Raw genomic sequence first — 26928 nt, 5'->3', positions numbered from 1 at the left:
CAGAGACGCAGAGGCGCAGAGAGAATTTAAGGCATTGCTGAAGTATAAAATTAAGGCGTTGCTGATTAAGGGTATGAATTTTAGTCTCACGCAAAGGTAAGATCTTTAAAGGTTCAATTTGGAAATTTCATACCTCGATTCAGCAACGCCAAAATTAAAACTCTAAAACTTTGCGTCTTTGCGCGAAACATAATTAGGTTCAATTTTAAAACCCGGAGAATAATAATGAAATCAATTGTCCAAAATCAAAAGTTAGCAATTGTCGGTATGGATTGTTTCGTTAGTAATTCACCAACATTAAATAAATTTGAACGTCTGATTTATGAAAGCAAGCAAAATTCAGTTACATCTGAAGATTATCAGCAAACTCCATTAAGTCAAGAATTAATCAATTCGGCTCTAGAAGATGCTAAAATTCAACCAGAAACAAAAATAGCTTTAATTATCATTTCTCCCTCAGAAAATTCCGCCAAATTAGCTAATTATATTTCTGCTGAACTAGCATTTTTTGCCGAAGAAAATTCGCTTTTATCAGCTTTGGATGTCAGTCAAAAATTATTAACTACCCAGCAAGTTGAAGCTGTTTTAATTGTCGGCATAGACAAGAGTTACCCGATAGAAATTAATGAAGGTGTATATACTTTTAGTTATGACGAAAAAGCTGAAAATGTAATTAAAACAGCAGGTGCAGCCGCAGTAGTGTTACAACTGCATGAAACAGCCCAGCAACAAAATCATTGCATCTATGCAATCATGGATGGTTTCAGTGTGGTCAAACATTCTCCCAATCACCCGCAAACCATCACTCAAGCTTGTCAGAAGGCGTTTCAAATAGCAGATGTTCAAGCCGCAGATATTGGTTATTTAGAAGTGGTTGCTAGAGGGATTGCCAACGCAGATATAACAGAAATTCAAGGTTTAATATCAGCCTATCAGACAGGGGGAGAAAATCTGAGTTGTGGTCTGGGTAGCGTTAAAGCAAATATTGGTAACACACAAGCCTCATCTGGCATATTTAGCCTCATCAAAACCGCACTTTGTCTATATCATCGTTATATTCCCGGTGTCCCCCAATGGTCTAATCCTCAACAGCCAGAAATTTGGCGTGGAAGTCCCTTTTATGTAGCGGTAGAATCAAAACCTTGGTTTTTAGAACCTGGTGCGACTAAAAGAATAGCTGCGGTAAATATGATGGAAGAAGATAATATTTATGGACATTTAATTTTGTCAGAAGAAATCAACCAAATAGAACGCAGTAGTCAATATTTAGCAGAAATGCCTTATTATTTATTTCCTATTGCGGCTGATGATCGTTCTTCTTTATTAACACAAATTATCGCACTTCAACAAAGTATCACAGATGGTTATTCCATCTCTCAACTTGCTAATGATTATTTTCAAAAATATCAGCAATATAAACAATCAACTTACGCTTTAGCAATTCTCTCACGACATCAAGAAGAATTAAAAAGAGAAGTTGAAAGGGCAATTCAGGGAGTGAAAATTGCTTTTGCTACTGGTAAAGACTGGCAAACTCCTCTTGGTAGTTATTTTACGGTTAATCCCCAAGGAAAAAAAGGTCATGTCGCCTTTGTTTATCCTGGTTCTTTTACTTCCTATATCGGACTAGGAAGAAATATCTTTCGTCTTTTTCCTAAATTACATAATGATGTTGTCATCAAAAGTGTTTATAACCGAGTCGCCAATATTGAAAAAATTCTCTATCCTCGTAGCATCAATAAATTATTAAAAAGACAACTGGAAAGCATAGAACAAACATTAATAGATGATCCAGTTTCCATGCTGGAATCAGAAGTTGGTATTGCTGGATTAATGACAGCAATTCTGAAAAACTATTTCCAAATTCAATCTCCTTATGCTTTTGGCTATAGTCTTGGTGAAACTAGTATGATGTTAGCCCAAGGTGTCTGGACTAGCTTTAAAAGTACGAGCGATTATTTGAACTCATCTCCTTTATTTAAAACTCGGCTATCGGGTCCTAAAGATGCAGTTCGTCAACATTGGGGATTACCCTTAATTCACGAAGGTAAAAGCGAAGAATTTTGGAGTAACTACATTTTGATATGTTCCTCTCCTCTAGTACAAGAAGTTCTAAAAAATGAAAGTCGGGTTTATGTTGTTTTAATTAATACCCCTGAAGAGGTCATTATTGCTGGAGAAACTAAAGCTTGTGAAAGAGTTATTCAAACCTTAAAATGTGACGCTTTTCCCACATCAATTAATCATGTGATTCATTGTGAACCAATGCACTCTGAATATGATGAATTGGTAAAGGTCAATACCTTACCTATTCAAACCAATTCAAAAACAATTTTCTATTCTGCGGCAGAATACGCACCCATGAAAATTGATAGTCATTTAATAGGCAAAAATATTGCTAAAGCCCTTTGTAATCAACTTGATTTTCCTCGCTTAGTTAATCGTGCCTACAATGATAATATCAGAATCTTTATTGAAGTTGGTGTTGGTAGTAACTGTAGTCGTTGGATTAGCGAAATTCTCAAGGACAAAGAACATCTAGCTGTATCTCTAAATAGAAGAGGTGTAGATGATCATACCTCCATTATCAAAGCCTTAGCTAAACTATTTAGTCATCGAGTTGAGTTGGATTTATCGCCTTTATATTCTTGGCCTAATATCAAATTTGCAGAAGATACTTCTTTATTTAATTATGAACACAAAATGAAATCTATCCCTAATTATCAAAGTTTAAATAATAATAATGCCCGTATGGCTAAAGCACACAGCTTTTTATTACAGTCTCGGCAAAGATCACTGCAACAACTTAGTCTCTTTCTCCAGCAGCAATTAGACTTGTACAAAAAAATGGTGATACAAGCCAGAAAAGAAAAGTAAAAATTATTATCTCAATAATACTTGAAACTGCATAGAATCATCAAGACAATTAATTTATCCGTGTTTATATGCGGTCAAATATTCTGGATATCTTATTCTATGCAGCTTCATTTTCATCAAAAACAATTCAATAGAATATTCACTGCAAAAATCATGTTAAAACAACATCAACAACTCAAATTTTTTCCTTCCATGAATAACAATTATCAAGGATGGCAAGGCGATTTTGATACTGTGTATTTTGATAGAGAAAATATTAGAAATACACTGATGAATTTAAATTCTCCTTGTTATATTCTGAATAAAGAAGGACAAATTGGTATTAGCAATGAAGGCAGTTTATCATATAGTGCTAATGGTAAAACTCAAAAGCTAGAAATGCTTTTAACTGTTCCTCCAATCAGATTTGATCAATTAGGTGATCCAGGTTTTCTAGAGTTTTACAACGTCAAATATGCCTATATGACTGGAGCAATGGCTCAAGGTATTGCATCCGAAGAAATGGTAATTACCTTGGGAAAAGCCAACATTCTAAGCTCCTTTGGTGCAGGAGGTTTATCTCCTACCCGGATAGAAGCAGCAATTCACAAAATTCAACAAGCTTTGCATAACAAATCCTATGCTTTTAACTTACTTCATAGTCCTAGTGAACCTGCTATCGAAAAGCGTTTAATTGATTTGTATTTACAGCATCAAGTCAGAATAATTGAAGCCTCTGCATTTTTAGATTTAAGTGATAATATCGTCTACTATCGGGCCGCTGGACTGAGTTTAAATTCAGCCAATGAAATCGAAATCAAAAACAAAATTATTGCTAAAGTTTCTCGTCGGGAAGTTGCTACTAAATTCCTCCAACCTGCACCTACAAAAATTTTGACCCAATTAGCTGAACAAGGGTTAATTACTGAATTGCAAGCTAATCTTGCCGCAAAAATTCCTATGGCTGATGATATTACCGTAGAAGCAGATTCAGGAGGACATACAGATAATCGTCCACTGGTTTGTTTATTACCTTCTGTTTTAGAATTAAGGGACGAAATTCAAGGCAAATATGATTATGAAAAACCCGTAAGAATTGGTGTAGCTGGGGGAATTTCTACACCGCAATCAGCATTAGCGGCTTTAATGATGGGTGCGGCTTATATTGTCACTGGTTCTATTAATCAATCTTGCGTTGAAGCTGGGACTTCAGAATATACAAAGAAGTTGCTATCTGAAGCAGAAATGACTGACGTAATGATGGCACCGGCAGCAGATATGTTTGAAATGGGAGTCAAATTACAAGTTCTTAAACGAGGAACTCTTTTCCCCCTTCGCGCTCAAAAATTATGGGAATTATACAGAAACTATAATTCATTTGCAGAAATTCCCCCAGATGAAATGGAAAAGTTAGAAAAACAAATTCTGCGAAAAACAGTTGCAGAAATTTGGCAAGAAACATCTACTTATTTATCTCAACGTAACCCGGAAAAATTAAGTAAAGCAGCTAATAATCCTCAACTAAAAATGGCGTTAATATTTCGCTGGTATTTAGGACTATCTTCCCGCTGGTCAAATACTGGAGAAAAAGGTCGAGAAATTGATTATCAAATTTGGTGTGGACCAGCAATGGGAAGTTTTAATAATTGGGTACGTGGTTCTTATTTGGCAGATATTAATAATCGCCGAGTAGTTGATGTAGCAGATCAAATTATGACAGGTGCAGCGTATTTATATCGGATTCAAAATTTGAAAATTCAAGGCTTACAAATGCCAGAAGAGTACAGCCAATATCATCCACAAAGTAGGTTGGGTTGAGGGACAGTGAAACCCAACATTATTAATAATTTTGGCTCTACCGTTCCCTTTATCTAAAACAACATTTATTGTAGGTTGGGTAGAACGAAGCGAAACCCAACATTAGCGGTAGAACCATAATTTTGTTAGGTTATGGCTATGGCTCCTACGTCGCCACGCAAGCTATTGCCACACTATGGCTAACGCCACGCTCCGCGAACATGAACGTACCTCAACCCAACCTACATTTTACCAGAGATTGTGATAAATATGGCTATAAATAGAAAGTTAGGACAGCTAGAAGAAACAATGGAAATCCTGAATCAACGAGCTAAAACATGGAACTTAGTTACCATTAGCCGCATTCAGGGAAATCTTCAAGAAACAGTTCTCAGACAGTCTTTAGATATTATTCAATATCGTCATCCTGCGCTTAATTCTCATATTATTAACTCTCGAAATTCTTACCATTATCAGTCTAAAGGTACAGGAAAACTTCCTTTGCAAGTTGTTAATATTAGAGAAGGTCGGGAATGGGAAGCAGTCGTTAATGCAGAAATGAATCAGGTAATTGATAGTAGTAAATACCTGCTGCGAGTCGTACTTGTTAAGACATTAAATCAGCAGAATATTAATTATCTGATTACAACCATACATCATGCTATTACCGATGGTTTATCAAGCATCCAACTTCACTCAGAAATTTTAACCTACTGTCAAAATATTACCGCAGGTAAATCTCTTCCCATAGTTACTACTTTAGAACCACTTCCACCCATTGAAAAACTATTACCTGCATGGACAAATAGTTTCAAAAGCAAACTAGGTAGAGTTGCTTTATTATTAAATATCGCATTTCAAAAATATTGGAATCAACCAAAAGCATTAAGAGTAGAAAAATATGTTCCTATTTCTCAACGTCGTTGCGAAATCATTCATAGACAACTTAGTGAAGAATCAACACGGCAGTTTATTCAGCAATGCAGACAAGAAAATACTACAGTACAAAGTGCTTTATGTGCGGCACTAATGTTAACGGTCTCCAAACAACTGACTAAAAACCATGAAGATAATATTCCAGTTAGTTGTTTATCATATCTTGATTTAAGAAGACGGTTACAACCAGAAATTAGTACAGAAAATATGACGGTTTTAGCAGCGTCTTTGATGAAATTTTATAGAATTACCAATAATACATCTTTTTGGGAATTAGGGCGAAAAGTCAAGCATAATCTCAATAAAAAAATTCACCAAGGAGAAATTTTTCAAATGATATATCTGGCTAAACATTTGATAAATTTTTCTTTACTATTCCCTAATCAAGTATCTCCTACAGTCTCAGTTTCTAATGTTGGTAAAGTCAATATTCCCCATACTTATGGAGAATTAGAACTAGAGGAAATCAGTTTTGTTGGTTCTCATGCTTTATATGCAGGAATGTTTATTGTTCACGCTGCTACTTTTCAGGAAAAAATGACTCTAAATTTTGTGTTTTCTCAACCTTCACTTAGTCAGCAAACTATGGAAAGACTTGTTGATAATTGCATTGATTCTATCATGAAAGTCTCATCTCATTACTTAATACCGGTAGGTACATAAATGAATAATAATATCTCTAATTCTCTCTCAGAAAACCAAGATAACGCTACTAAAATACAAGCTTGGTTAGTTTCGGAAATTTCCTCTTTACTGGGAGTTAATCCAGAAGAAATAAATATTCGTGAACCTTTAGATAGTTACGGTTTAGACTCAGCACAAACCATAGTTATCGCTAGTAAGGCCGAAAAGTTTTTGGGATTCAAGTTATCACTTATCCACCTTTGGTATTATCCCACCATTGAAGAACTTTCTCTCAGATTATCTGAAGAATTAGAAAATTCTCAGTCAGAAATTATCCAGATATAACCTCTACAAATTCTGTTTAATTACTGACAAACCAGTTTTTCCTCCTTGATTATTGGGACACTTCGCTAGATTAGGGTAGCCTAATTGAGCCAGGTGTCCTCTTTTCTAAATTCCTATTTTTCAACACGGGAGATTTTGTGATGAACGCAGCGGAAATTTTAGCAAAACTCACTCAAAAAGGTGTATTATTTTGGTCAGAAAATAGTAAACTGAATATTCGTTCTCCCAAGGGTGTAATTACTCCAGAAATACAAGTAGAAATAGCTAAATATAAAGAGGATATTTTAGCATTAATCCAGGAAATGAATGTTACTAATGACTATGTTCATGAACCTTTAATGCAAGGTATTAGTTTACAAACTATTGGTAAATTAATTGGTGGTTTTTCTGGAGAGTCACCTACAGGATATCAACCTCCAGTTATTAATCCTCAGTTCATGGCTGAGAACTTAAAAGTGACTTTTAGACCTTTACCGGATTATTATCATAATCAAGTTATTGTCAGATTTCGCCAACAATTAATATTTTATCTCCAAAAGCATGGGGTGAAGGTAATTCCTTGGAAAGAAGCAACAACGGAATTGAAACATACCATTAAAATTCCCGTTATTAACTGGCATAAATCTTTGAAAATGCAGAGTATCAGAGCAGATATTGATGCTGTAATAGATGTAGAAAGACCAAATTCATGGTTAAGAAGATTAGGAATATTCGTCGCGGAAACTTGGTATAAGTTATCTTATACATGGCTAAAAGAAAAACAAAAAATGTCCGTTGTACAAATTGCTAAGTTAAGTAGTTGGGCTGAAGATCATGCTGCCAAATATGTTGAAGATCCAACAAATACACAAGTAATAATTTTGACTGACATAGATGATGAATTTGTTAATCCACTTACACCCTATCCAGAAAAAATTCGCATTGGCATAAATACATTGGTGAAAACTTTTTCAGAAATTGTGATTGGTGTATCTCATGAAAAATTTTCAATTCTGAATATGAATCTTTCTGATTCTAATTTTGCCCCCCATGAAGTGGAGAACTTTGCTTTAAAATCACTGATTCCTAAAGTATTTGTGCCGATTACTCCATTATTAATTAGTCGTTTTGAAATAGGAGAATATAATCATCACTTATCAAGCTATGCTGGAAAATTAATTAAATTAGGGCAAGATTTAGCATCTACAGGGTTATTTCCGGCTGGGTTTAAATTAGATGAAGTTGTTAAAAGAAAATCCCATAGAGATATTGTGAATGTCATTGTGAATGGTAGAACAGGAGTATCTTATGGTTTTGTGGCTTATGCTGAACCTCCTCATTATGTAGGTAAGCCAGAAATCACTATTGATGAATGGGATAATTTATTACCTGTAGCGGGATTTAGTAGTTATGAACTTCGCCAAAATGAACAAGGTAGACGTTATATTAAAATAAATATCAACGCCGAAAATAGATTTAAGCAAATACCTGATATTTGGTTAGTGAGTTCTCGTTCTGGTGCGAATAAAACAGATTTAAATATTGATGTTGATATTCTACGGATTGGTTTACAAGATAAATTACATCTGCAATTACCATTAGGAAGTAATGCACAAAAAGCAGATATTAAACCATCCTATGATATCTATGTGATGTTAGCTATTAGTTTAGCTGCGGCTTTATATACACCAGAATTAATTGCTAATGGTGCGCCAATTGTTCACTTTCATGGTTATCCTGATATTGATTGGTTTCAAGAAAAGGAATATTGTGTGGGGATGAATAATCCTTCTGTACCTTGTGGAACTTATGAATCAGGGGTTTTCAACTTTTTAGGAATTGCTGATTTAGGTGATCAAATAATCAGTGATGTCAATTTAATTAGCTTAGTAGAACCAGATCATGGGACAAATTTTATTGCTAGTGATTTGGAGTATTTAGTAAATAGGTTAAAAGCTGGGTGTGTGACTGGACAAATTGAATTAGGTGGGAAAAATTTCCCTTCTCTGAAAAATCGCTAACAAGATCCCCGTAACAAGATCCCCGACTTCTTTAAGAAGTCGGGGATCTGATTCTGATTTAGATGATAGTAGAACTGGGAAGTTCTGTAACTGGTGGTTCTCCCCAAGTTTCAATTTGGTTGAATGTGTGTTTACTTAATGGATAAAACCTGATACTATCTTCGGAAGATTTTACTTGCTTGCGGAGTCTTTTTTGCAATTCACTATATTTGCTTTGACTAAGAATACATTCAAAGACTGAATATTGAACTCTTTGACCATATCCTTCTAATAAATCAGAGACTTTTTTACGTCTTTGATCACAAGTAATGTCATATACTATTACATACAATAACATTACCGGATTTGATAGGGTTTATATAGTTTACTTGGTTGATAAACAAAATCTTTGAAAGCCTTGATTTGCTGTGTCATTAAATCCCAACGTGGTTGTTTCTCTCCTTCAGAATTTTGGACTTCTTCTTCTAGGCGTTGTAAGAAATATTTGATATATTTAGGTCTGCCCGAATTATTTAAGTAGCAGCCGCTATCATGATATTCAAAATCATTGTCAATGTTCATGATTTTGGTATTGACTAACCACAGTACCAAAGAATCAATAATTGGGGCGCGAAACTCTTCAATTAAATCAGAAGTTAATGCTGCATGGCGTTCTGTTCCTTGATGTAAACAAGCATAATAGGGGTCTAATCCTTGGAGTTCAATTAGTGTTAGTAGATGATTCCATAAAATTTGATAACCAAAACTAAGCATGGCATTTACTGGGTTTCCTGGAGGACGACGACTACGGGCTAAAAAGACAAAATCAGGATTATTTAAACATTCCCCAAAAGCGTTAAAATATTGTGCAGCACCGGCACCTTCTAAACCCATTAAACGCTCGATAGTTTCTGCTTCCCCGGCTTTTTGCGCTAATACTTCTAGACTTTTAATGGTAATTTCAGCGGTTTGGGAGGGATTACGGCGTTGCTGACGTTGTAAAAAGGTGCGACTATTTTTTAATTTGGCTTGAATAATTGTTCTAGCTGCTATCAATTTATCAATTGCTGTTAACTCTTGTTGATAACGAGATAGGCGACGATAACCACGCTCAATTGGCATTAATCTTCCATAACAGTATCCCATCCGAGATAAATAGGCAATGGGTATATCTCGCCAAAGACAGGTACGAATGGCTTGGGTGGTAATTTGTGATTTACCAAAGATTAATATTTGTTCTAGTAGTGGTAGTTGAACTTCACCATGTACTATTTCTCCTTGTTTAACTATTAAGGTTTCAGCTTTGAGGCTAATATAACAACCTTGGCGAGAAACATAAAGGGTTCGCATATATATAAACTAAAGATTATGTTATTCTGAGATTTATGATTAATCTTTGGTGATTTGTGACTGTTGGGACATGATTTCTGCTATCATGGTTTTGATTTGGGATGGTTGCAAGAAACGCACAACACTATCTCCGGCTGTGGCATTGGCAAAGGTGGCAATGGTAACTAAGATAGTATTGATAATTACTGCTGCTAGTCCTAAAGGTGCTATTAGCAAAATAATCAGTGTAATTGTCCCATTGAGAAATGCAACCGCTAAGTTCCGCACTAAGGCAGCACGATTAGAAATATACATGGTTTAGTTGGGATTCGGTATTAATTGTACTTTTTTAAGTTAAATCACACAGAAAATTTATACAAGTGATTTCATGCGAATGACGAATTTATTTATTGGTGATGATTTATTGGCGGCGGGGTCAGGTCAATGGCGGAAATGCTGATGTTTCCGTTTACCCGGCCGATGTCTTTCTGTATAAGGGTTTCAGGGGTTTTGATTGCCTGTTTATTTTCTAAAAGCAGCCCTCAATTGATACCCCGTCGCAAATGGCATCTGGACATTAGGCTCTGTATGGGTTTATAATTACGGGTATCGCTTCTTTTATAGGAAGTGGAATTAATGGAAACTAGTTAAGTTAATATCAACAATAAATTCACCTGTACCTTCAATCGCTTCTTTTATAGGAAGTGGAATTAATGGAAACTATTCATGGCAAGAGTTTTGATGCAATTGTTAAAGATCGCTTCTTTTATAGGAAGTGGAATTAATGGAAACAGCAATATGTCGAAGAGCTTACCCATACTGGGAACTAATGAAAATCGCTTCTTTTATAGGAAGTGGAATTAATGGAAACAAAGTTACGGGCTTAGTCCACAAGGATTAGCGACACATCGCTTCTTTTATAGGAAGTGGAATTAATGGAAACTTAACTGTCAACTTATTATAGTTAGTCATGATTCTATCGCTTCTTTTATAGGAAGTGGAATTAATGGAAACTCATCTGGCAAGGCATAACTTAATGCCTCTATTTCCCCATTCTTTAATCGCTTCTTTTATAGGAAGTGGAATTAATGGAAACATTTGTGAGTGCTGTGGTTCTGGAGCTTGAATAACCGGAATCGCTTCTTTTATAGGAAGTGGAATTAATGGAAACAAAGGATTAATCATCTTGCAAGTACATTTTCATAGAATCGCTTCTTTTATAGGAAGTGGAATTAATGGAAACATCTATATCAGCGAGATAGGGAATTTAATTATTTTTCTCTTATCGCTTCTTTTATAGGAAGTGGAATTAATGGAAACTTTATACCTTGCGTAGTTGCTAAAAATAACCCTTCTAAACATCGCTTCTTTTATAGGAAGTGGAATTAATGGAAACTACCTTATGAACAAGCTCAGGAATTAAATAAAACTAGATCGCTTCTTTTATAGGAAGTGGAATTAATGGAAACCAGTTTCAATCCCAATTGCTTTAGAATTTTTCTGAGATCGCTTCTTTTATAGGAAGTGGAATTAATGGAAACAAAGTAGAAGCTTCAGCATGGATGGATAACCAAATAAATCGCTTCTTTTATAGGAAGTGGAATTAATGGAAACTTCAGCTGTAAAAGAGCTTGGTGGTGACACCACAATGTATCGCTTCTTTTATAGGAAGTGGAATTAATGGAAACGGAAGAGGAACGAAAACGGTTCGCATTCAGAGACATGAATCGCTTCTTTTATAAGAAGTGGAATTAATGGAAACCCCTAGATGCATAGGCGGGTATACAGTAGGCGATGCCGTTGCTTATCGCTTCTTTTATAAGAAGTGGAATTAATCGAAACTATTTCTATTGTTGGTTCAGCTTGCATTTGTGCAATAATCGCTTCTTTTATAGAAAGTCAAGATATGAGATCCCCGACTTCTTAAAGAAGTCGGGGATCTTTGGGTTTAGGATATTTTAAATTTCCTCATTCGCATAAGAAGTATTGAATAATCACAAAATTGAGATTATGTTGTTACACGAGATGTCAACAATATAACCAGATTGGTGAGGGAAATTCTACAATGTCAGAACAAAATAAAGATCAAGATCAAGAAATTTTACGTCAATATCTTGATTCAATTAAGGAAGAAGAAGAACGTAAAAAAGTACAAAATTTAGCACGCCTTTCTAGATTAAATATAGGGATTGCTGTTTTCCTTTCTCTGCTCATTCCCATTGGTGGATATTGTTATACCCGACGGTGGAAAGCATTTCTATGGCTTATGTGTGGTGGGGCTTTAATAGGGGTAGTAGTTGCTGGAAATTCTCGTAATAGTGAAGAAGCTATGGCACGAGCTTTTGGTATAGGATCAGTTGCGGGGACAATTATTGCTCCTATTGATAATGCTTTGGCTATTTCTCGTGCGAAAAAGCAGGTTGAAGAATTAAGTAAATAATGTAGTTTTTAATTGTCAATTTTTGGAAATTTCAGGAAGTCAACTATGCAGATTTTTAGTAAATTTATCCGCAGTTCTCTAGTTACTGCTATTAATTTATATCAACGATATCTTTCACCTTATAAGGGGTATTGTTGCGCTCATCGGGTTTTACATAATGGTGAATCTTGTTCAGAATATGTGAAGGGTGTTTTTTTAGAACAGGATTTAAAAAAAGCTATTAATCTCTCTCAACAACGCTTTACCGATTGTGGAATAGCTGCGGAAACATTAACTGGACAAAAACAACAAGCAAATCTACAACGGAGAAGTTCCCATTTATTGAACCGCAGGGGATTTATTTACTTAATTATTCCGGCTTTTTTTACTTTTGGTGTAGCAACACCAGCGTTAGCAAGTAAAGGAAAAGCTTTTGGTAAATGTGTGTCAACAGCAACAAAAGCATCTATTAGACAAGATCAAAAAGATGGTAAATGTGGTAATGAGCCAGAGATTTATTATGGTTTATGTTGTTTGGGTATAATTGGTTTAGGTGTCGCAAATGAAGGCAAATAGAATATTAAAATTAATCATTTAATTAGATCCCAGATCCCAGATCCCCGACTTCTTAAAGAAGTCGGGGATCTTTTCTTTTCAATCATCGAGTAGTAGTTTTTTGAAGTCAGTAGAATTAGGTAAATTATGATCTAGCAAAAATTGTTGATAAATTGATTCTGACTCGATTTGCGTTTTGATATATTCTATTTTGGGAAGTGTTCCTGGTCGTAATCCTGCATATTCCAAATAACTAGAAAATTCCCATTCTCCAGGATGGTTTACTATTCCGCCTTTTACTGGATTGAGGTGAATATAGCGAGAAAGATTGACAAGATATTCAGTTTCTTGGATGTGAATACTTTGAAACCGTCCCTGAAATAATACCCCCGAACGGTTAAACCGTTTATTAATTGCCTTTGTGTAAGCAAGAGAGAGAGATTTCATGGCATCAGATAGGGTTTCATCTCTCAGATATACCAATAAATGATAATGATTAGGCATTAAACAGTAAGCAACAATATCTACTGCATTTTTAATAAGATGTTCCTTTAGTAACCGGAGAAAATAAATATAATTCTCACGTTCAAAGAAAATATCTTGACGATTGTTACCACGATTATAAATATGATAAAAGTTACCACTTTGCCAGGGAGTTTTTCTTTGGGGCATAAATAAAAATATGGGATATTCAAATTTAATAAAATTTTACCAGATATCCGAGTTCCCAGATCCCTGAGTTCCCAGATCCCCGACTTCTTTAAGAAGTCGGGGATCTAATGTCGGGGATCTAATATCTATAAACATTCACAATGTCTTCACCGATTTGTTTTAATTTATTAACTAATGATTTGGGTTTTATTACCTTCACTCCTCCTTTAAAACCAAGAATCCAGCGCAAAAGTTCCACATCATCTAAAGACCACTGAGGTAATATGACTTGAAACCGATGAGGAAAGGTTTTATTTTCTGCTTTATCAAGACAAAAAATAGATTTAGGCAAAGTTAATCTCTTACCTGTGATTGGTAGAGACATTTTCATCTGTTGTGGAGGAAATCGTTTAGTTCCTTCGGCGACAAATCTAAAAAGTTCATCATTAAACCACAGTTCAATGGTGACACATACTTGAGAACGTTCTTTTTTATTAATACTCAGAAATTGCTGTTGGTCTTGGGGGTTGTAACCTAAAAAAATTCCTACACTGGCTTGAGATAGTTTTTGTAACTTTTTTAAGGAACTTTCTTGTTCTTGTCGAGAACGCACTTTTGTTTGAGGTTTACCAATAAATAATCTATCTAGTCTTTCAAAACGAAATAAGCCGTGATATTCACCGGATACACATTCATAACCCAAATACCAAGCTGTGTTAGAAAAAACAATTTGTAATGGAAAAGCCAAAAAGAACCCTTCTTCATCTAGGGTAAATTTACCACCACCAGGAAAACGATTTAATTCTAACAGTTGTCCTTGAGCGATCGCTTCCTCCACTGGTTGTAAATTTCTGGCTAGAGATTCTGCTGGTAAATACTCTGGGTCAATCATACTGCGATTAGCGATCGCCCGTACTGGATAAATATCACTGACCCCTAAGCGACTTTGTGCCATGCGAGTAGCAAAGGTTTCATAAATTTCCAGTGCTATCGGGTCATTGAGACTTTGTGCTTGAGACTGGAGAACTTGAAACACCTGAGTTAATTCTAGTGCTGATAAAATTGCCGTTCCCGCAAAATAACCGTCTCGCATAGAAAAATTATGTAATATTTTATATGGTTTAAGGACTTTTTCAATATCTTTACGGACAGAATCTAAAGTATTGCCCTCAATAATCTCATATTCTTGCAGTGCGGACAGTAAAGTTTTTAAACTTCCTTGTCCAGAATTGGATAAAAACGGATGATGTAAGATGAACCTAATAGTTTGCAATAATCTCTGAAACGCTGGTAAATCTGAGTAGGGATGAGTTACCACAGCAACGGAAGCGGTCAGAGAAACAGCGCCAGGGGAGATAGGGAGATGGGAAGGTGAAGAGATAGAATTAACACCAATGAGGGAATTTTGCTGCAACCATAGTAAATTAGAGGCGATCGCACTTTGATCTCCATAGATATTGCCATACAATCGGCTGATACAAGCGGTGATTTCTGCCAAGGAACTTGTAAACTCAGGGACTTTACCCAAAATGCTGGCTAATAAACTGGGGTGATTTGCTTGTAGATTACCAATTCCCGGATAGTTAATGATCAAGGAAATTAGATACATCAATCGCTCAAAATCCAGCAATTTACTGTAAGCATGAAAAGTAATTTGACTATTACGGTTGTTGCGGTTAATGAGACTACGAGAAAGCTGTTGAATTTGGGTAGAGATTTGGTGAAAGTTGAACTTTGGGGACGTGACATCAACTTCCTTAACTGCTGCAAACCCTTCAGCGGCCATTGGTGGAAAATCTTGCAGCCATTGGTGCATACTCTCAATTACCACATCTGGAACTTGACGGGTGCGTTGTTGATTCCATCCTTTACAAGTTAGCAAAGGGGTTTTTAAGTACCACCCCATCCATAAAACCGGGGAAGCGATGGCTAATTTTAACTTTTCTAATAAATCCAGTCGCCACGCACGCTTGACATTAGTGGCATCATAGACTACAGCATTATTTTGAGCCAATGCTGCTGTGATTTGAGAAATTACTGCTGCTTCTATATCTATCCAATCACCCTGAATAGTGGTATCCCCATAGAGTTCTTGACGAATAACATCAGTAGAAACAATGCAATAATTCCCCAACTTAGCTAATTCAGTGGCGAAAGTGGACTTACCGCTACCAGGGACACCAATTAGGATGTGACAGATAGGAGGAGTAGACATTTTCTTCGATCCTCAATAAAACTTATTTTATATTGTCTGCATTTAACAAACCTCAAAGTCTAGCGTTTTCAAGCGAATCACGAATTTATTACCATATTGTCCTAGTAAATTTCGTCATTCGCATGAATAGAGGGTTACATCCAGTTTTTTGCTGCTAAGATAAAAACACAACGTAAATCTGCTCACCTTTACATAGTCACAAATATAGACAATTTTCTTAATATATTGTTGACTTTGTAAATAAATCAGCATTCCTGACTCTTTAATTTAGCGATTAACACGAAATCTACAGTGAGATAGCAAGTAATTGTTACAAAGTATTTTCATGGTTAAAAAGTTAAATAAAAAGCGTGTATGCTTAAAATCAAGCGTATAAAGGAGATACAGCTACATGAATAAATACACGGCTGTTACTTTTGCCCCAGTTCAAGGGTTTATCGAGAAATCGCGTAAACTTAGAGACTTATATGGTGCATCTCTGATTCTCTCTTATTTGAGTCAGCAGCTAGTTTTGTCTGTTGAGAACAACGGATTAACAGTAATTTCTCCAGCAATACCTAATTTACAAAAAGGGATGCCTAACCGCATTCTGATTAAAGGAGAAATGAGCAAAAAAGATGCAGAAAAAATATTACTTTCTGCATGGAAAGAGATGTTAAAAGTTTGTCGAACTTGGATAGAGGAAAAATTACCTCCACCTGAATTTGAATATCACTGGGAACGTGAGTGGACGCTTTGGGGTGGTCATACTTGGGAAATATTTCACGGAACTGGTTGCTGTATTGAAGCAGCAATGGAGGATCTAGAAACTAATAAATTATCCCGTGGTTGGAGTGCTGTTAATTGGATTGGTGAGAGTTCTAGCTTAACAGGTACAGATGGTATTGCTTTTCCTGGTTTGGGTTCTGAATATCGTAATCCTAAAACTTTAGATTATGGTGATGAAGAGTAACCGTTCACAGGGGGTGAGAATTTATTAAAAAACCTGAAAGCTTTGTCTGTTGGGTTTTTCAGGCAAATTGACATATTAACGAATGGTTCTTAAATTGGCTGGAAAACGATTTGCAAACCGATATAGAGATTTTGCGAATTTCAAATGACCTAAAAAAATCAAATCTATAACGTTTTTCATGCTGTTTTCGTGGAATCTCATATAGAGCGTTTTTTGTACCCCCCGTGAACGGTTACCAATAAACTGGCGTTTAGTAACTAACAGTGGACAGGATGAAGGTTTTATTAGACCTGTTATTGGTGCTAAAGGATTTCCTTTTTATCCTGGTTCTAGTATGAAAGGAGCATTTTTGAGAGCTTGTCCAGATGAATTAAAAGCTGATTATTGTGGGACGGAAATCAAAGAAAATGGTCAAACCAAAACTAAACCAGGTATTTTACGTTTTCATGGTGCATATCCTGTAGATATGTCTTGGGGAAATCAAAAACTCCTAGTTGATATTGTTCATTCTCAACAACCACGTCAAGTTGAAGAAGATTGTACTACTACAGCTAATCCTCAAATATCTCTTTATGAAACTACCTTATTATTTGGTATTTCCAGCACAAAAAATTTAGGACGATCAGAATGGGAAAAGATTTGGGAGATTTGGGAAAAAGCATTAGGAATAGGAATTGGTTCTAGAGTTAGTGCAGGGTATGGAAGATTTAGTAAGCATGAAAATGATGGAACAATTCAAGAAATTGTCAGTAGAGATAAATTGATATTTTCTGTTTATCTTTCTGGACAAGGATTAACTTCTCAATTATTAAATAATACTACCCCCGAATTTCGCCCCAATATGTTTAAAGCAGTATTACGGGGACATACTTTGAGAATATTGGGAGGTATTACAGATGCAAAAACTGCAAAAACAGAAACTCAAAAACTATGGGGAGGAATTGACAACGGTACTTTTGTAGGAAAACTAGGTATTAGTTTCACTGCGGAAGAAATTGATTTAGGTCAGCATACATATAAACCTAAACCTCATAAAACCCATTCCATGTCTACTTATGACTTGAGAGAAGGAAGATTAGATATTTTTTATTTGGGTAACTCTGACAAAGAGAAAGTCAAACTTAAAAAATTTGTCACTCAACTTATTCAATTTAGCGTTTTATTAGGAGGTTTTGGTAAATCTTGGCGTAGGGTTGATCATCGTAAATTCTGGAATCAATATTTTAAGGATAATGATAAACCCATGATTGGTTGTCATTGGGAATTTTTGAAAGAATCAGAAGATTTATATTTGACTTGTGGAAAATCTGATATTGGTCATATATCTAAATTTCTCCATGATATTCAACAGAATTTCGCTAGTTTACTGAACTTAAATAACGATAATTATACTCCTTGGGGAGAAACATGGCATATTAATAACGTTCAAGTATGGGCAAAAATCAGTAAAACAAGTGAAGCTGTTGAGTGGTTTCACGGTAACTATACAACTGGTAAAAGAATTTACAAAACAGATTTAACAGGAAGAATTGGTAACAAAGATAATCCTAGCAAAGTAGGAAGGATTTGGCATAGAATGTATCCCCGATATGTTATCAAAGATGGCAAGTTAGAAAGACTCCCTCAATATGTAGAGTTATTAACTATCTTTCCTGATGATTCTGACAGTACAAGACAATTTTTAGAATTTTTAAAAGACGATACACAATTTATAAAAATATTTCCTAGAGGTAATTAATCATGGGTATGAAAGTTTGGATTGTCACCATTGGTAATAGCGATGTACAACTCAAGTCTGGTTATAAAAAATCGCTATGGAATAACCATCATGCAAAATTTGAAAAGGAATATAAGCATACATTTGAACCTGTCAGGGAAACTCCTAAAGATCCTGCTACTGTTCCTGCAAGAGTAATGGGTATTGTTTACGGTACAAATTTAGATACTCAAATTTTTCAAGAGTTACACTTTCCTCTCCTTGATAGATTTACTGAATATTTACAGGGTACAAATTGTCCCGATAAAATCATTGTAATTTTGACTGATCAAGAAAATGTTTTTGGCAAGGGAGACAAAAATAAGAAAGAATGTCCTTACTGGCAAGATACCCGTACACTTAAACCTATCTTAGAAAAGTATTTTGAGCAGGATAACAAATATCCTCAACTTAAAACAGGTGAGCATATTCATTATTTACCATTAGAAGCAGAACCTGAAAAAGAAGGTCTTGATGATTGGAATGAATGTCTAAGATTAGTTGATCAACTATTTCAAACAGAACAAATAACATATATTGACAAAGATGCAAATATTTTTGTAAGTCATCAAGCAGGTACTCCGGCTATTTCTTCCGCAGTTCAGTTTACCAGTTTAGCCAAGTTTGAGAAACAAGTACAATTTTTAGTAAGCAATGAATATAAAGATAGGCAAGCTATACCTATTCCTAGTTCAAAGTATTTAAGAGGTATTCAAATTCAAAAGGCTAAACAATTAATAGTAGATGGTTTTCCTGGTGCTGCATTAAAACTTTTAGAGGACACAACGGAAATTGATACTAATGTCAAGTTAAAATTAAACCGCTTAGTTGGTGTTTTAAATATTGAAAATACTTTAGCAAAAGGAAATGAGTTTGATGTTCAACCTGCGATATATCGTGTTATTGATGCTTTGGAGATTGTAGAAATTTTCTTTGAAAAGCAAAATTACATTCAAGGTATAACTTTATTAGCTGCTGCTCATGAAACTTTTATGAAAGCAGCACTAGTTAAAAAGATACATAAAGATAATAATATTAAATGGAGTGAACCAGGACTAGGATTTGTTGGAAATTTAGACAGGAAAGCTAAAATTGAAATACTACGGAAATTAAAGTTTCCTGTAGATGATGCTCGTTTTAATAATAACTTAAACAAGGAAGATATAAATAGTATAAATAGTATAAATAGGGTAATTGGTAGTAATGAAGGAATGTTTGAATGGCTATGTAAATTATATGATCCTTTATTCAAGTCTACATCTTGGAAATTATTACAGTATATATGTAAATATCGTCGTAGTTATGGAACTGATAGACGTAATCAATTAATGCACAATTTAGTAGGTGCTAAACCAAAAGAAGTAATTAAATATTTGCTAGGTGATCAACAAGATACCTCACCGTATACTGATGATAATGCAGGTGTAGTCAATGCTTATAAAGAACAAGTCAAAAAGCCATTTTTAGAGCAAATTAAGAAATTAGGATTACCTTATAAAGAAAGTGATTTACGGAAACAATTAGAAGAAATAGCTAGTAAACTACGTTGAATCAACAACAAGATCCCCGACTTCTTTAAGAAGTCGGGGATCTGACTCTAAACCGTATGTTTTTCTTGAATGATAATGATGTCATCTATTGTACTTGACTAAAAATTACCGCAAAAGTCATACAGTACAAGACTTTTACCCATGAAATAAATACTATATGCCGGCTAGATAAATGTCCATCTTTGCGCCGTTGGGGGAGAATTGTGGCAGGATGGAAAGAAGCCTGTGCAACATCACAGACTTGTAAGGGTGTTGTTTTGCAGAAGAACCCGTCAAGAAGATTGTTAGTTTCGCACTGTCAACGAAAAATTTGGCGGAAGGGATATACTATCCTCTGAATGTTAGTAAATTGCAGAACAAGCTATAGCGGTTGTCAGTTGCATGAAAACATCCAGTTATCATCACACTGATTTGCCTTCATGACTTTTAATGCCTGTTCCCCGTCCTCGGCTACATATACTCCCCACCTTGAATAGGAAATGAATCCAGAAAACTCAGAAACTTACATAAATCATCCAACTTGGGGTTTACTCTATAGGATCTGTATGGTTGATGAGAACCAGGATCTGTTTACCACACTCTACGCCCAACGCTTATTTTTTCTGGTAACAACTGAGCTTAAAGTCCTGAAATTTCAGCCAATTGGCCGGACTGAGGCTAGAATGATGCTGGAAAATCGCTTACGGACTTTGCGCCGCAGTGGTAATTCTCAGGAGTACGAGCAGCTTCAAGGTGTATTTCAGCACACATTCCAATGAGTAGTTTAATTAGCGATCGCTCCGCTCACATTAGGCAACGCCTTACCCACATACGAGCCTCACTCCCATCTACAGTGAGGTTGATTGCTGTTACAAAAAGAGTATCTCCTGAATTAATGCGGGAAGCATACACCGCAGGAGTTCGTGATTTTGCCGAAAGTCGCATCCAAGAAGCTGCCAGTAAACAAGCCGAATTGCAAGATCTAGGGGATATTACCTGGCACTTAATTGGACATCTCCAAACCAATAAGGCGAGAAAAGCCTTAGAACTATTTTCATGGATTCACTCCGTTGATAACTTGCCACTGGCACAACGCTTAAATACCCTAGCGGCAGAACTGGGAGTGAATCCAAAGGTATGCTTACAAGTCAAAATTCTCCCCGACGCAAATAAATCTGGTTGGATAGTTCCAGAATTATTGGCTGACTTGGCAGCGCTTAACCAATGTCAAAATCTACAAATTCAAGGTTTGATGACAATTCCGCCGCAAGGTTTGACGGATGCAGAAATTTTAACAGTATTTAATACCACGTATGAATTAGCACAAACCATCCAATCACAAAATTGGCCAAATATTACCATGCAACAATTATCAATGGGTATGTCTGGTGATTACCAGTTGGCAGTGCAAGCAGGAGCAACGATGGTACGATTAGGTACAATTTTGTTTGGTCAACGAGCTTAGATGTGGCTGTAGTCATACTTCTAAACAGCATGATTAACAATCGTTTGCGAATTTATAGTAAAGTATTGATAATTGTCAAAAAATATAATACTCTCATAAGTAATTCTTAATTGCAAAGGTGGTTATACCCCCCTTTATTTTTAATAATCGTTAGGCTACAATTCTAACTCAATGTTACAGATTCGTTAATGTGCAGGCGTTAACATCAGTATCTGTTGATAATTGGGAATTTGTACTAAAGGGTAAAATCAGTAGTACAATTGCTACGTCAAACATCTACTATAGTTACGACTACTGCCTAGAAGGAACTTTAATGTAACTTATAGCCAGGAAAATTAGGGGAATTTTAATCCGGGAGCGTACAACATGAGTAATATATTTTCCAAACTCAGGGATTTTGTAGGGTTGAATGAGCAGGTAGAATACGAATACTACGAAGAAGAAGCTGATACAGCCAATAATTATCAAAACATTTATCAGCAAGAAAATCCTCAACCAGCACCACAGGAACCCACCCCTGCAAATCGGCGGTGGCGGGAAAATCCATCTACCAGCACAGAAGAAGTATCTGCAACAGTATCCAAACCTATGAGTAACGTTATTGGTATGCCAGGCGCAATTAATGGAATCTCTGAAGTTCTAGTTCTCGAACCTCGTACATTTGAAGAAATGCCCCAGGCAATTCAAGCCCTCCGGGAGCGCAAATCAGTAGTATTAAACTTGACCATTATGGACCCTGACCAAGCTCAACGTGCAGTTGACTTTGTTGCTGGTGGTACTTATGCCTTAGACGGACATCAAGAAAGAATTGGTGAAAGTATCTTCTTGTTTACCCCCAGTTGCGTGCAAGTTAGCACTCAAGGCGGTTTGATACATGAAGTACCTATCAGCCAAGCCCGTCCCGCCCGTCCCGCAGCTACAGCAGCAACTTCTACTTGGGGAAATGAACCCACTCGGATGGCACAATAGGGTTAAATTAGTCATTAGTTTATAGTTTTAAGTCCCTAATTAATTAAGAAGGATGATTAACTATTAATAATTGACCGGGAATTTGAGATTTGAGATTTGAGATTTTAGATGAAAAAATTTGGTACAATTCACCGTCCTCTACTGACGGAAAAATGGTAAGTCCCAAATTTTCCAGCTTCTACACTTGAGGGTAGAGTTAATCCAAAATCCAAAATACTCGCTGCGCTGCGTACGCTTCGCTAACATAAATCCAAAATCACGTGACCACTAACTAGTGACTAATGAAAATGAATATAAAATTTGGCTTAATTGGCGGTGGGGTAATGGGAGAAGCTCTATTATCCCGCCTTATTGCAAGTGGTATTTATCAAGGCTCAGAAGTTATTGTCAGTGAACCCCAAGCTGAACGCCGCAGCTATTTGGAACAGAAATATGGGGTAGTTGTGACAACGGATAATAGCCTAGTGTTGGGGGCAGCGAAAACAGCGGTGATCTTGGCAATCAAACCCCAAATATTTACGGCTGTAGCCCAAGAATTAGCAGATATCCTACCAATAGAACATTCACCCTTGATTATTTCTATACTGGCGGGGGTGACATTAAAACAATTAGAAGCGGCTTTTCTTCAAGTTCCCATAATTCGCGCTATGCCCAATACTCCCGCTACAGTGGGTGCAGGAATAACAGCAATTTCTTTAGGTGCTTATACTCATCCTCATCACCAACAAACAGCACAGCAGATTTTTACCGCTGTGGGGGAAGTAGTGGAAGTCCCGGAAAGCCTGATGGATGCGGTGACAGGATTATCCGGTAGTGGCCCTGCTTATGTGGCCTTGATGATTGAAGCCTTAGCTGATGGGGGTGTGGCTGTGGGTTTACCAAGGGCGATCGCTAAACAACTAGCTGTACAAACAGTCTTAGGAACAGCCACACTGGTACAAGAAACCAAAATTCACCCCGCTGAACTCAAAGATCAAGTTACCAGTCCCGGTGGTACAACTATTGCCGGTGTCAGCACCTTAGAAAAAGCTGGTTTTCGTTCCGCTGTCATTGAAGCTGTTAAAGCCTCGAAAGAACGCGCTCGGGAATTGGGGAAGGGGTAATAGGTGATAGGTAATAGGTAATAGGTGACAGGTGCTACGCCACGGGGACAGGTGACAGGTGACAGGTGACAGGTAATAGGGAACAGGTGACAGGTAATAGGTAATAGGTAATAGGTAATAGGAAAGCAATACAGAAATTTCTGTCAATTAAAAAAATGTGCAGTTCCTTTTATTCAGGTACTTATCACTTTTACGATTAGACACTATTCTTACCCCCTCCTGCCCCCTGCCCCCTGCTAATTAGGACTTGCTAAAGGCTCATTTTCTTGACCTGCTGGCGTTTCCTCCGGTGTGGATTCTACAGAAGGATTGGGTGCTGATTTGGGAATCATAAACTGTCGCCAAGTTCTAATTTGTTCTTGAGCATCAATATAAGCACTACTACCACGGGGAATTAAATTAGCTGTATCAATGGCTTTGGCAACATCAACCTCACTTTGAGAACGTGCTATTTGCAACAATTGTTGACTCCATTGGTCAATAGCAATATTCACATCTAAACGCAAAGTGTTACGACTAGATACCCGGTTCGCCAACTGAATAGCTTGAACTAAAGCTTCTGGTGTACCAGTAACTGCAACTTGCTTGGCTTTTTGCCAACTTTCTTTGGCGCGAATTTGGTCTTGCCAAGTATCTATAGAGGATTGAGCTTCACCAGATAAAGCGCGTCCTGAAGAGGCGATTTTTTGAGCTTCACTAATAGCCGTTGTCAAATTACCACTGTCGGCTAATGCCCTGGCTTGATCTAAGTATGGTTGATCTTGAATGCGCTCAATTTTGGCTGTCCATAGCCTAATCTTTTTGTTGGCTTCTGGATATAATGCTCGTCCAGAGCGAATTTGATTAAGTTCAGCGATCGCTGTTTGTAATGAGCTAACATCCTCGTTGATAGCTATTTGCTCCGCTCGATCTAGATATGGTCTATCTTCAATCGTCTCCACCTGACTACGCCAACGGCCAATTTCTTGACGGGCTTCTCTAGCCCGGGGATTATTCCCAGGAATTAATTGTACTTCCGAAATCGCTGCTGTTAAATCATTAACAGTGCCTTGACTAGCGAGATTCCGAGCTTTTTCTAACCGAGAAACATCTTGAATTTCTAATTGCCAACGGGCAATTAATTGTTGTGCTTCATTATAAATATCCCTAGAAGCATCTATTTGTTGAGCTTGAGAAATAGCCGTTTCTAACCCAGCCGTAGTCCCAATAAAAGCACTTCTTTGGGCTTCACCCAAAACCATAAAATCATCAACTTCAGCTTGCAATTCAGGAATAGAGGGAATTTGTCGGGCAATTTCCAATGCTTGATCAGCATTTCGCTCCTTCATTTTAGCCTGTGCTAATTTGAGCATTTTTCTAGCAAACCCAGATATTAACTCTTGGGCTTTTTGATACAGATAACTATCTGGTTTAATCGTCTCAGCTAATTTAATAGCTTTAAGTAAACTATCTAAATTGCGATTATTTGCTAAATTTTCTGCTTTGTAAAGTTTATCCCCATCTTCTCGTGCCGTAACAATAATGTTATTTAATTGATCATATTTAGTGCTTGCCCAATATTTATTATTGACCCGTAGCAATCTAGCCGTGAGCATAAAAGCTGATTGCCAATGTCGTTGGCGCAATTCTTTTTCCGCTTCTTGGTAAATTCCTTCCGCCTTTGACCAAATCCTTTGCCACTTTTGAATTTGCTCTTCTACTAGTTCACTAACCTTCACGTCAGTAGGAATTTTTCGGGCTGTAGCGATCGCTTCCTCCAAATTCCCCGCTTGGAAACTCTCATCCGCCAACCTGAGAACATCCCGTGACCATTCCTCTAAAAGACGATTAATTTCGCCCCGCAAAGGATGATTTTCTGGTAATTGTTTAACCAGAGTAATTGCTTGGAGCAAATCATTAATAGTTTGCTTAGAAGCCGCCAACTGAGCGCAGTGTAGCCTTACTGACGCACTAGCTAAAGGCCAAAAAATTTGTGGACAATTAGGAGCAGTAGGTAACTTAAACAGCATGGATAAAGCTAGAAAACCCATGCTTCCAGGAATTAAAGTTAATCCCGCTGCCCAAACTACCCAATTTTTAGTCCAGGGCGGCATTTTCTCAATTAGAATATTGAGATTAAAAGTAGATTCTGAATTATCATTTATAGCCAAAATATCGCCATCTTGCTTTTTTCTTTGCTTCATAGACTGAGAATGAGAACCAATAGCAGCGGTATCAGCAGTTTGATGATTTTGTATGTAGTTAGGCTGAACCCCAATTGGTTCTCCTGCTTGGTCTGAAGACCAATTATCTGGAATATCCCGCTCTGTCATTGCTCACACCACACTAATTGAATAGCGATATGAAAGTAGATAGATCAATATAGATAATTTTATGTTTGCTATCCTCACTTTCCTATCTAAAAAACCCATCCCTAACATTACTGTTTTTTGGGTTGAGTATGACTGGTGACATTAACCAGAAATTAAAGATTCTCTTTGTATATCTCCAATTAACTGAGTTAAATCATCACTACTTGCTTGATAGATATTACCGCAAAAGTCACAAGTAGCTTCTGCACCATCATCTTTCACAATCATGTCCTGTAGTTCCGCTTCTCCCAATATTTTCAGCGCCCCTAGCACCCGATCAAAAGAGCAGCCACAATGAAAGCGTAACATCTGACTTTCAGGAAATATGTTCAATCCCATATCTCCTAACAAATCGTTAAAAATTTCTGTCAGTGTTTTACCTGCTTGCAGTAAGGGCGTAAACCCAGATAAAGCGCCAACCCGTGATTCCAATGTCGCCACTAGCTCCTCATCCCTAGCAGCTTTGGGTAACACCTGGATCAAAATTCCTCCCGCTGCCGTTACGCCCTGTTCTCCCACAAATACACCCAAAACTAAAGCCGAAGGAGTTTGTTCGGAACTTGCCAAGTAGTGAGCAACATCATCACCTATTTCCCCCGAAACCAGTTCTACTGTACTAGAGTAAGGATAACCATGACCGAGATCGCGGACTACATATAGAAAGCCTGCACCTACTGCCCCCCCAACATCTAGTTTACCCTTATGATTAGGTGGCAACTCCACAGATGGATTACCGACATAACCCCTAACAGTGCCATCTAAACCCGCATCTGCCAATACACCACCTAATGGACCATCGCCCTTAACGCGAACATTCACCCTAGAACCTGACCGTTTCATACTGGCAGCCATCAATAAACCAGCAGCCATAGTTCTTCCCAATGCTGCTGTTGCCACATAAGATAGTTTATGGCGTTGTCGAGCTTCTTCTGTTAACCGGGTACTAATCACACCTACAGCTTTAATCCCACCATCCGCCGCAGTCGCACGAATTAATTGATCTGCCATGAAAAACCTGACAATTTGTTACAAGATGACTTTTTTATTTTAAGTGGTTTCGAGTCAGGAGGTAAGAGGCAGGGGGCAGGGGGCAGGGG

At 36.9% G+C, this 26928-nt stretch carries 20 protein-coding genes, 1 pseudogene and 1 CRISPR repeat array; of the genes and pseudogenes, 14 read left to right on the top strand and 7 right to left on the bottom strand.

Annotated features, from left to right (window positions below):
- The first annotated feature begins 225 nt into the window (after positions 1-225).
- The 5 genes from IQ226_RS11980 to IQ226_RS11960 all read left to right on the top strand — a co-directional run bounded on the left by IQ226_RS11980 (position 226) and on the right by IQ226_RS11960 (position 8558).
- Positions 226-2877: a PfaB family protein gene (locus tag IQ226_RS11980; protein WP_193895643.1), complete on the top strand. Its 2652-nt coding sequence runs from the start codon at positions 226-228 to the stop codon at positions 2875-2877.
- A gap of 153 nt (positions 2878-3030) precedes the next feature.
- Positions 3031-4674, top strand: a complete 1644-nt coding sequence (locus IQ226_RS11975; RefSeq protein ID WP_193895641.1) for a PfaD family polyunsaturated fatty acid/polyketide biosynthesis protein — start codon at positions 3031-3033, stop codon at positions 4672-4674.
- Between the two features lie 249 nt (positions 4675-4923).
- Positions 4924-6252, top strand: coding sequence for a condensation domain-containing protein (locus IQ226_RS11970; protein ID WP_193895639.1), 1329 nt, complete (start codon positions 4924-4926; stop codon positions 6250-6252).
- A complete protein-coding gene (locus tag IQ226_RS11965; RefSeq protein WP_027402681.1) occupies positions 6253-6558 on the top strand; it encodes an acyl carrier protein in 306 nt (101 codons plus the stop codon).
- 140 nt (positions 6559-6698) lie between these two features.
- A complete protein-coding gene (locus IQ226_RS11960) occupies positions 6699-8558 on the top strand; it encodes a hypothetical protein (protein ID WP_193895637.1) in 1860 nt (619 codons plus the stop codon).
- Between the two features lie 58 nt (positions 8559-8616).
- Here the strand turns inward: IQ226_RS11960 and cas2 are convergent, their stop codons facing one another.
- The 3 genes from cas2 to csx18 are packed head-to-tail and all read right to left on the bottom strand — an operon-like array spanning position 8617 to position 10181.
- Positions 8617-8895 carry a CRISPR-associated endonuclease Cas2 gene (cas2, locus tag IQ226_RS11955; RefSeq protein ID WP_193895635.1) on the bottom strand — a complete coding sequence of 93 codons (279 nt, stop codon included), beginning with the start codon at positions 8893-8895 and terminating at the stop codon, positions 8617-8619.
- Positions 8895-9887, bottom strand: a complete 993-nt coding sequence (gene cas1 / locus IQ226_RS11950) for a CRISPR-associated endonuclease Cas1 (protein WP_039203186.1) — start codon at positions 9885-9887, stop codon at positions 8895-8897. Before cas1 ends, cas2 begins: the two co-directional genes overlap by 1 nt.
- A 39-nt stretch (positions 9888-9926) precedes the next feature.
- Positions 9927-10181, bottom strand: coding sequence for a CRISPR-associated protein Csx18 (gene csx18 / locus IQ226_RS11945; protein WP_035082455.1), 255 nt, complete (start codon positions 10179-10181; stop codon positions 9927-9929).
- A gap of 293 nt (positions 10182-10474) precedes the next feature.
- Positions 10475-11781: direct repeats of the CRISPR family, unit length 36 nt; unit sequence ATCGCTTCTTTTATAGGAAGTGGAATTAATGGAAAC.
- A 150-nt stretch (positions 11782-11931) separates the two neighbouring features.
- Between csx18 and IQ226_RS11940 the strand changes: the two genes are divergently transcribed.
- Both IQ226_RS11940 and yidD read left to right on the top strand, forming a co-directional pair.
- A complete protein-coding gene (locus IQ226_RS11940; RefSeq protein ID WP_027402685.1) occupies positions 11932-12306 on the top strand; it encodes a hypothetical protein in 375 nt (124 codons plus the stop codon).
- 45 nt (positions 12307-12351) lie between these two features.
- Positions 12352-12861, top strand: a complete 510-nt coding sequence (gene yidD / locus IQ226_RS11935; protein ID WP_193895634.1) for a membrane protein insertion efficiency factor YidD — start codon at positions 12352-12354, stop codon at positions 12859-12861.
- 78 nt (positions 12862-12939) lie between these two features.
- Here yidD and IQ226_RS11930 read toward each other — a convergent pair whose 3' ends face one another.
- A complete protein-coding gene (locus IQ226_RS11930; protein WP_193895632.1) occupies positions 12940-13512 on the bottom strand; it encodes a transposase in 573 nt (190 codons plus the stop codon).
- Positions 13513-13630: 118 nt separating this feature from the next.
- Positions 13631-15706, bottom strand: coding sequence for a WYL domain-containing protein (locus tag IQ226_RS11925; RefSeq protein ID WP_193895630.1), 2076 nt, complete (start codon positions 15704-15706; stop codon positions 13631-13633).
- A 391-nt stretch (positions 15707-16097) separates the two neighbouring features.
- On the opposite strand from IQ226_RS11925, the pseudogene IQ226_RS11920 reads away from it, so the two are divergent.
- From IQ226_RS11920 to proC, 7 genes and pseudogenes are all read left to right on the top strand, one after another.
- Positions 16098-16655: pseudogene (locus IQ226_RS11920) on the top strand (type III-B CRISPR-associated protein Cas10/Cmr2); the annotation flags it as partial.
- A 241-nt stretch (positions 16656-16896) separates the two neighbouring features.
- Positions 16897-18396, top strand: coding sequence for an RAMP superfamily CRISPR-associated protein (locus IQ226_RS11915; protein ID WP_370567127.1), 1500 nt, complete (start codon positions 16897-16899; stop codon positions 18394-18396).
- 2 nt (positions 18397-18398) lie between these two features.
- Positions 18399-19964 carry a hypothetical protein gene (locus IQ226_RS11910; protein ID WP_228039388.1) on the top strand — a complete coding sequence of 522 codons (1566 nt, stop codon included), beginning with the start codon at positions 18399-18401 and terminating at the stop codon, positions 19962-19964.
- A 479-nt stretch (positions 19965-20443) separates the two neighbouring features.
- Complete coding sequence (gene pipX / locus IQ226_RS11905) at positions 20444-20722, top strand: transcriptional coactivator PipX (protein WP_193895624.1); 279 nt, start codon at positions 20444-20446, stop codon at positions 20720-20722.
- Positions 20719-21408 carry a YggS family pyridoxal phosphate-dependent enzyme gene (locus IQ226_RS11900; protein WP_193895622.1) on the top strand — a complete coding sequence of 230 codons (690 nt, stop codon included), beginning with the start codon at positions 20719-20721 and terminating at the stop codon, positions 21406-21408. Before pipX ends, IQ226_RS11900 begins: the two co-directional genes overlap by 4 nt.
- Positions 21409-21774: 366 nt before the next feature.
- Positions 21775-22377 carry a cell division protein SepF gene (locus IQ226_RS11895; protein WP_193895620.1) on the top strand — a complete coding sequence of 201 codons (603 nt, stop codon included), beginning with the start codon at positions 21775-21777 and terminating at the stop codon, positions 22375-22377.
- Positions 22378-22664: 287 nt separating this feature from the next.
- On the top strand, positions 22665-23480 hold the full coding sequence (gene proC, locus IQ226_RS11890) for a pyrroline-5-carboxylate reductase (protein ID WP_193895618.1): 816 nt from the start codon (positions 22665-22667) through the stop codon (positions 23478-23480).
- 236 nt (positions 23481-23716) lie between these two features.
- On the opposite strand, the gene IQ226_RS11885 is transcribed toward proC, so the two are convergent.
- Together IQ226_RS11885 and hslO are read right to left on the bottom strand one after the other, a co-directional pair.
- Positions 23717-25792, bottom strand: coding sequence for a chromosome segregation ATPase (locus IQ226_RS11885; RefSeq protein WP_193895616.1), 2076 nt, complete (start codon positions 25790-25792; stop codon positions 23717-23719).
- A 141-nt stretch (positions 25793-25933) separates the two neighbouring features.
- Positions 25934-26839 (bottom strand): Hsp33 family molecular chaperone HslO, encoded by a 906-nt coding sequence (gene hslO / locus IQ226_RS11880; protein ID WP_193895614.1) that lies wholly within the window; start codon positions 26837-26839, stop codon positions 25934-25936.
- Positions 26840-26928 lie beyond the last annotated feature (89 nt).

This window comes from Dolichospermum sp. LEGE 00240 (genome assembly GCF_015207875.1).
GTDB classification, from domain to species: Bacteria; Cyanobacteriota; Cyanobacteriia; order Cyanobacteriales; family Nostocaceae; genus Dolichospermum; species Dolichospermum gracile.
Note: the sequence above shows the minus strand (reverse complement) of the source record. Positions and strands in the feature narration are given on the sequence as shown.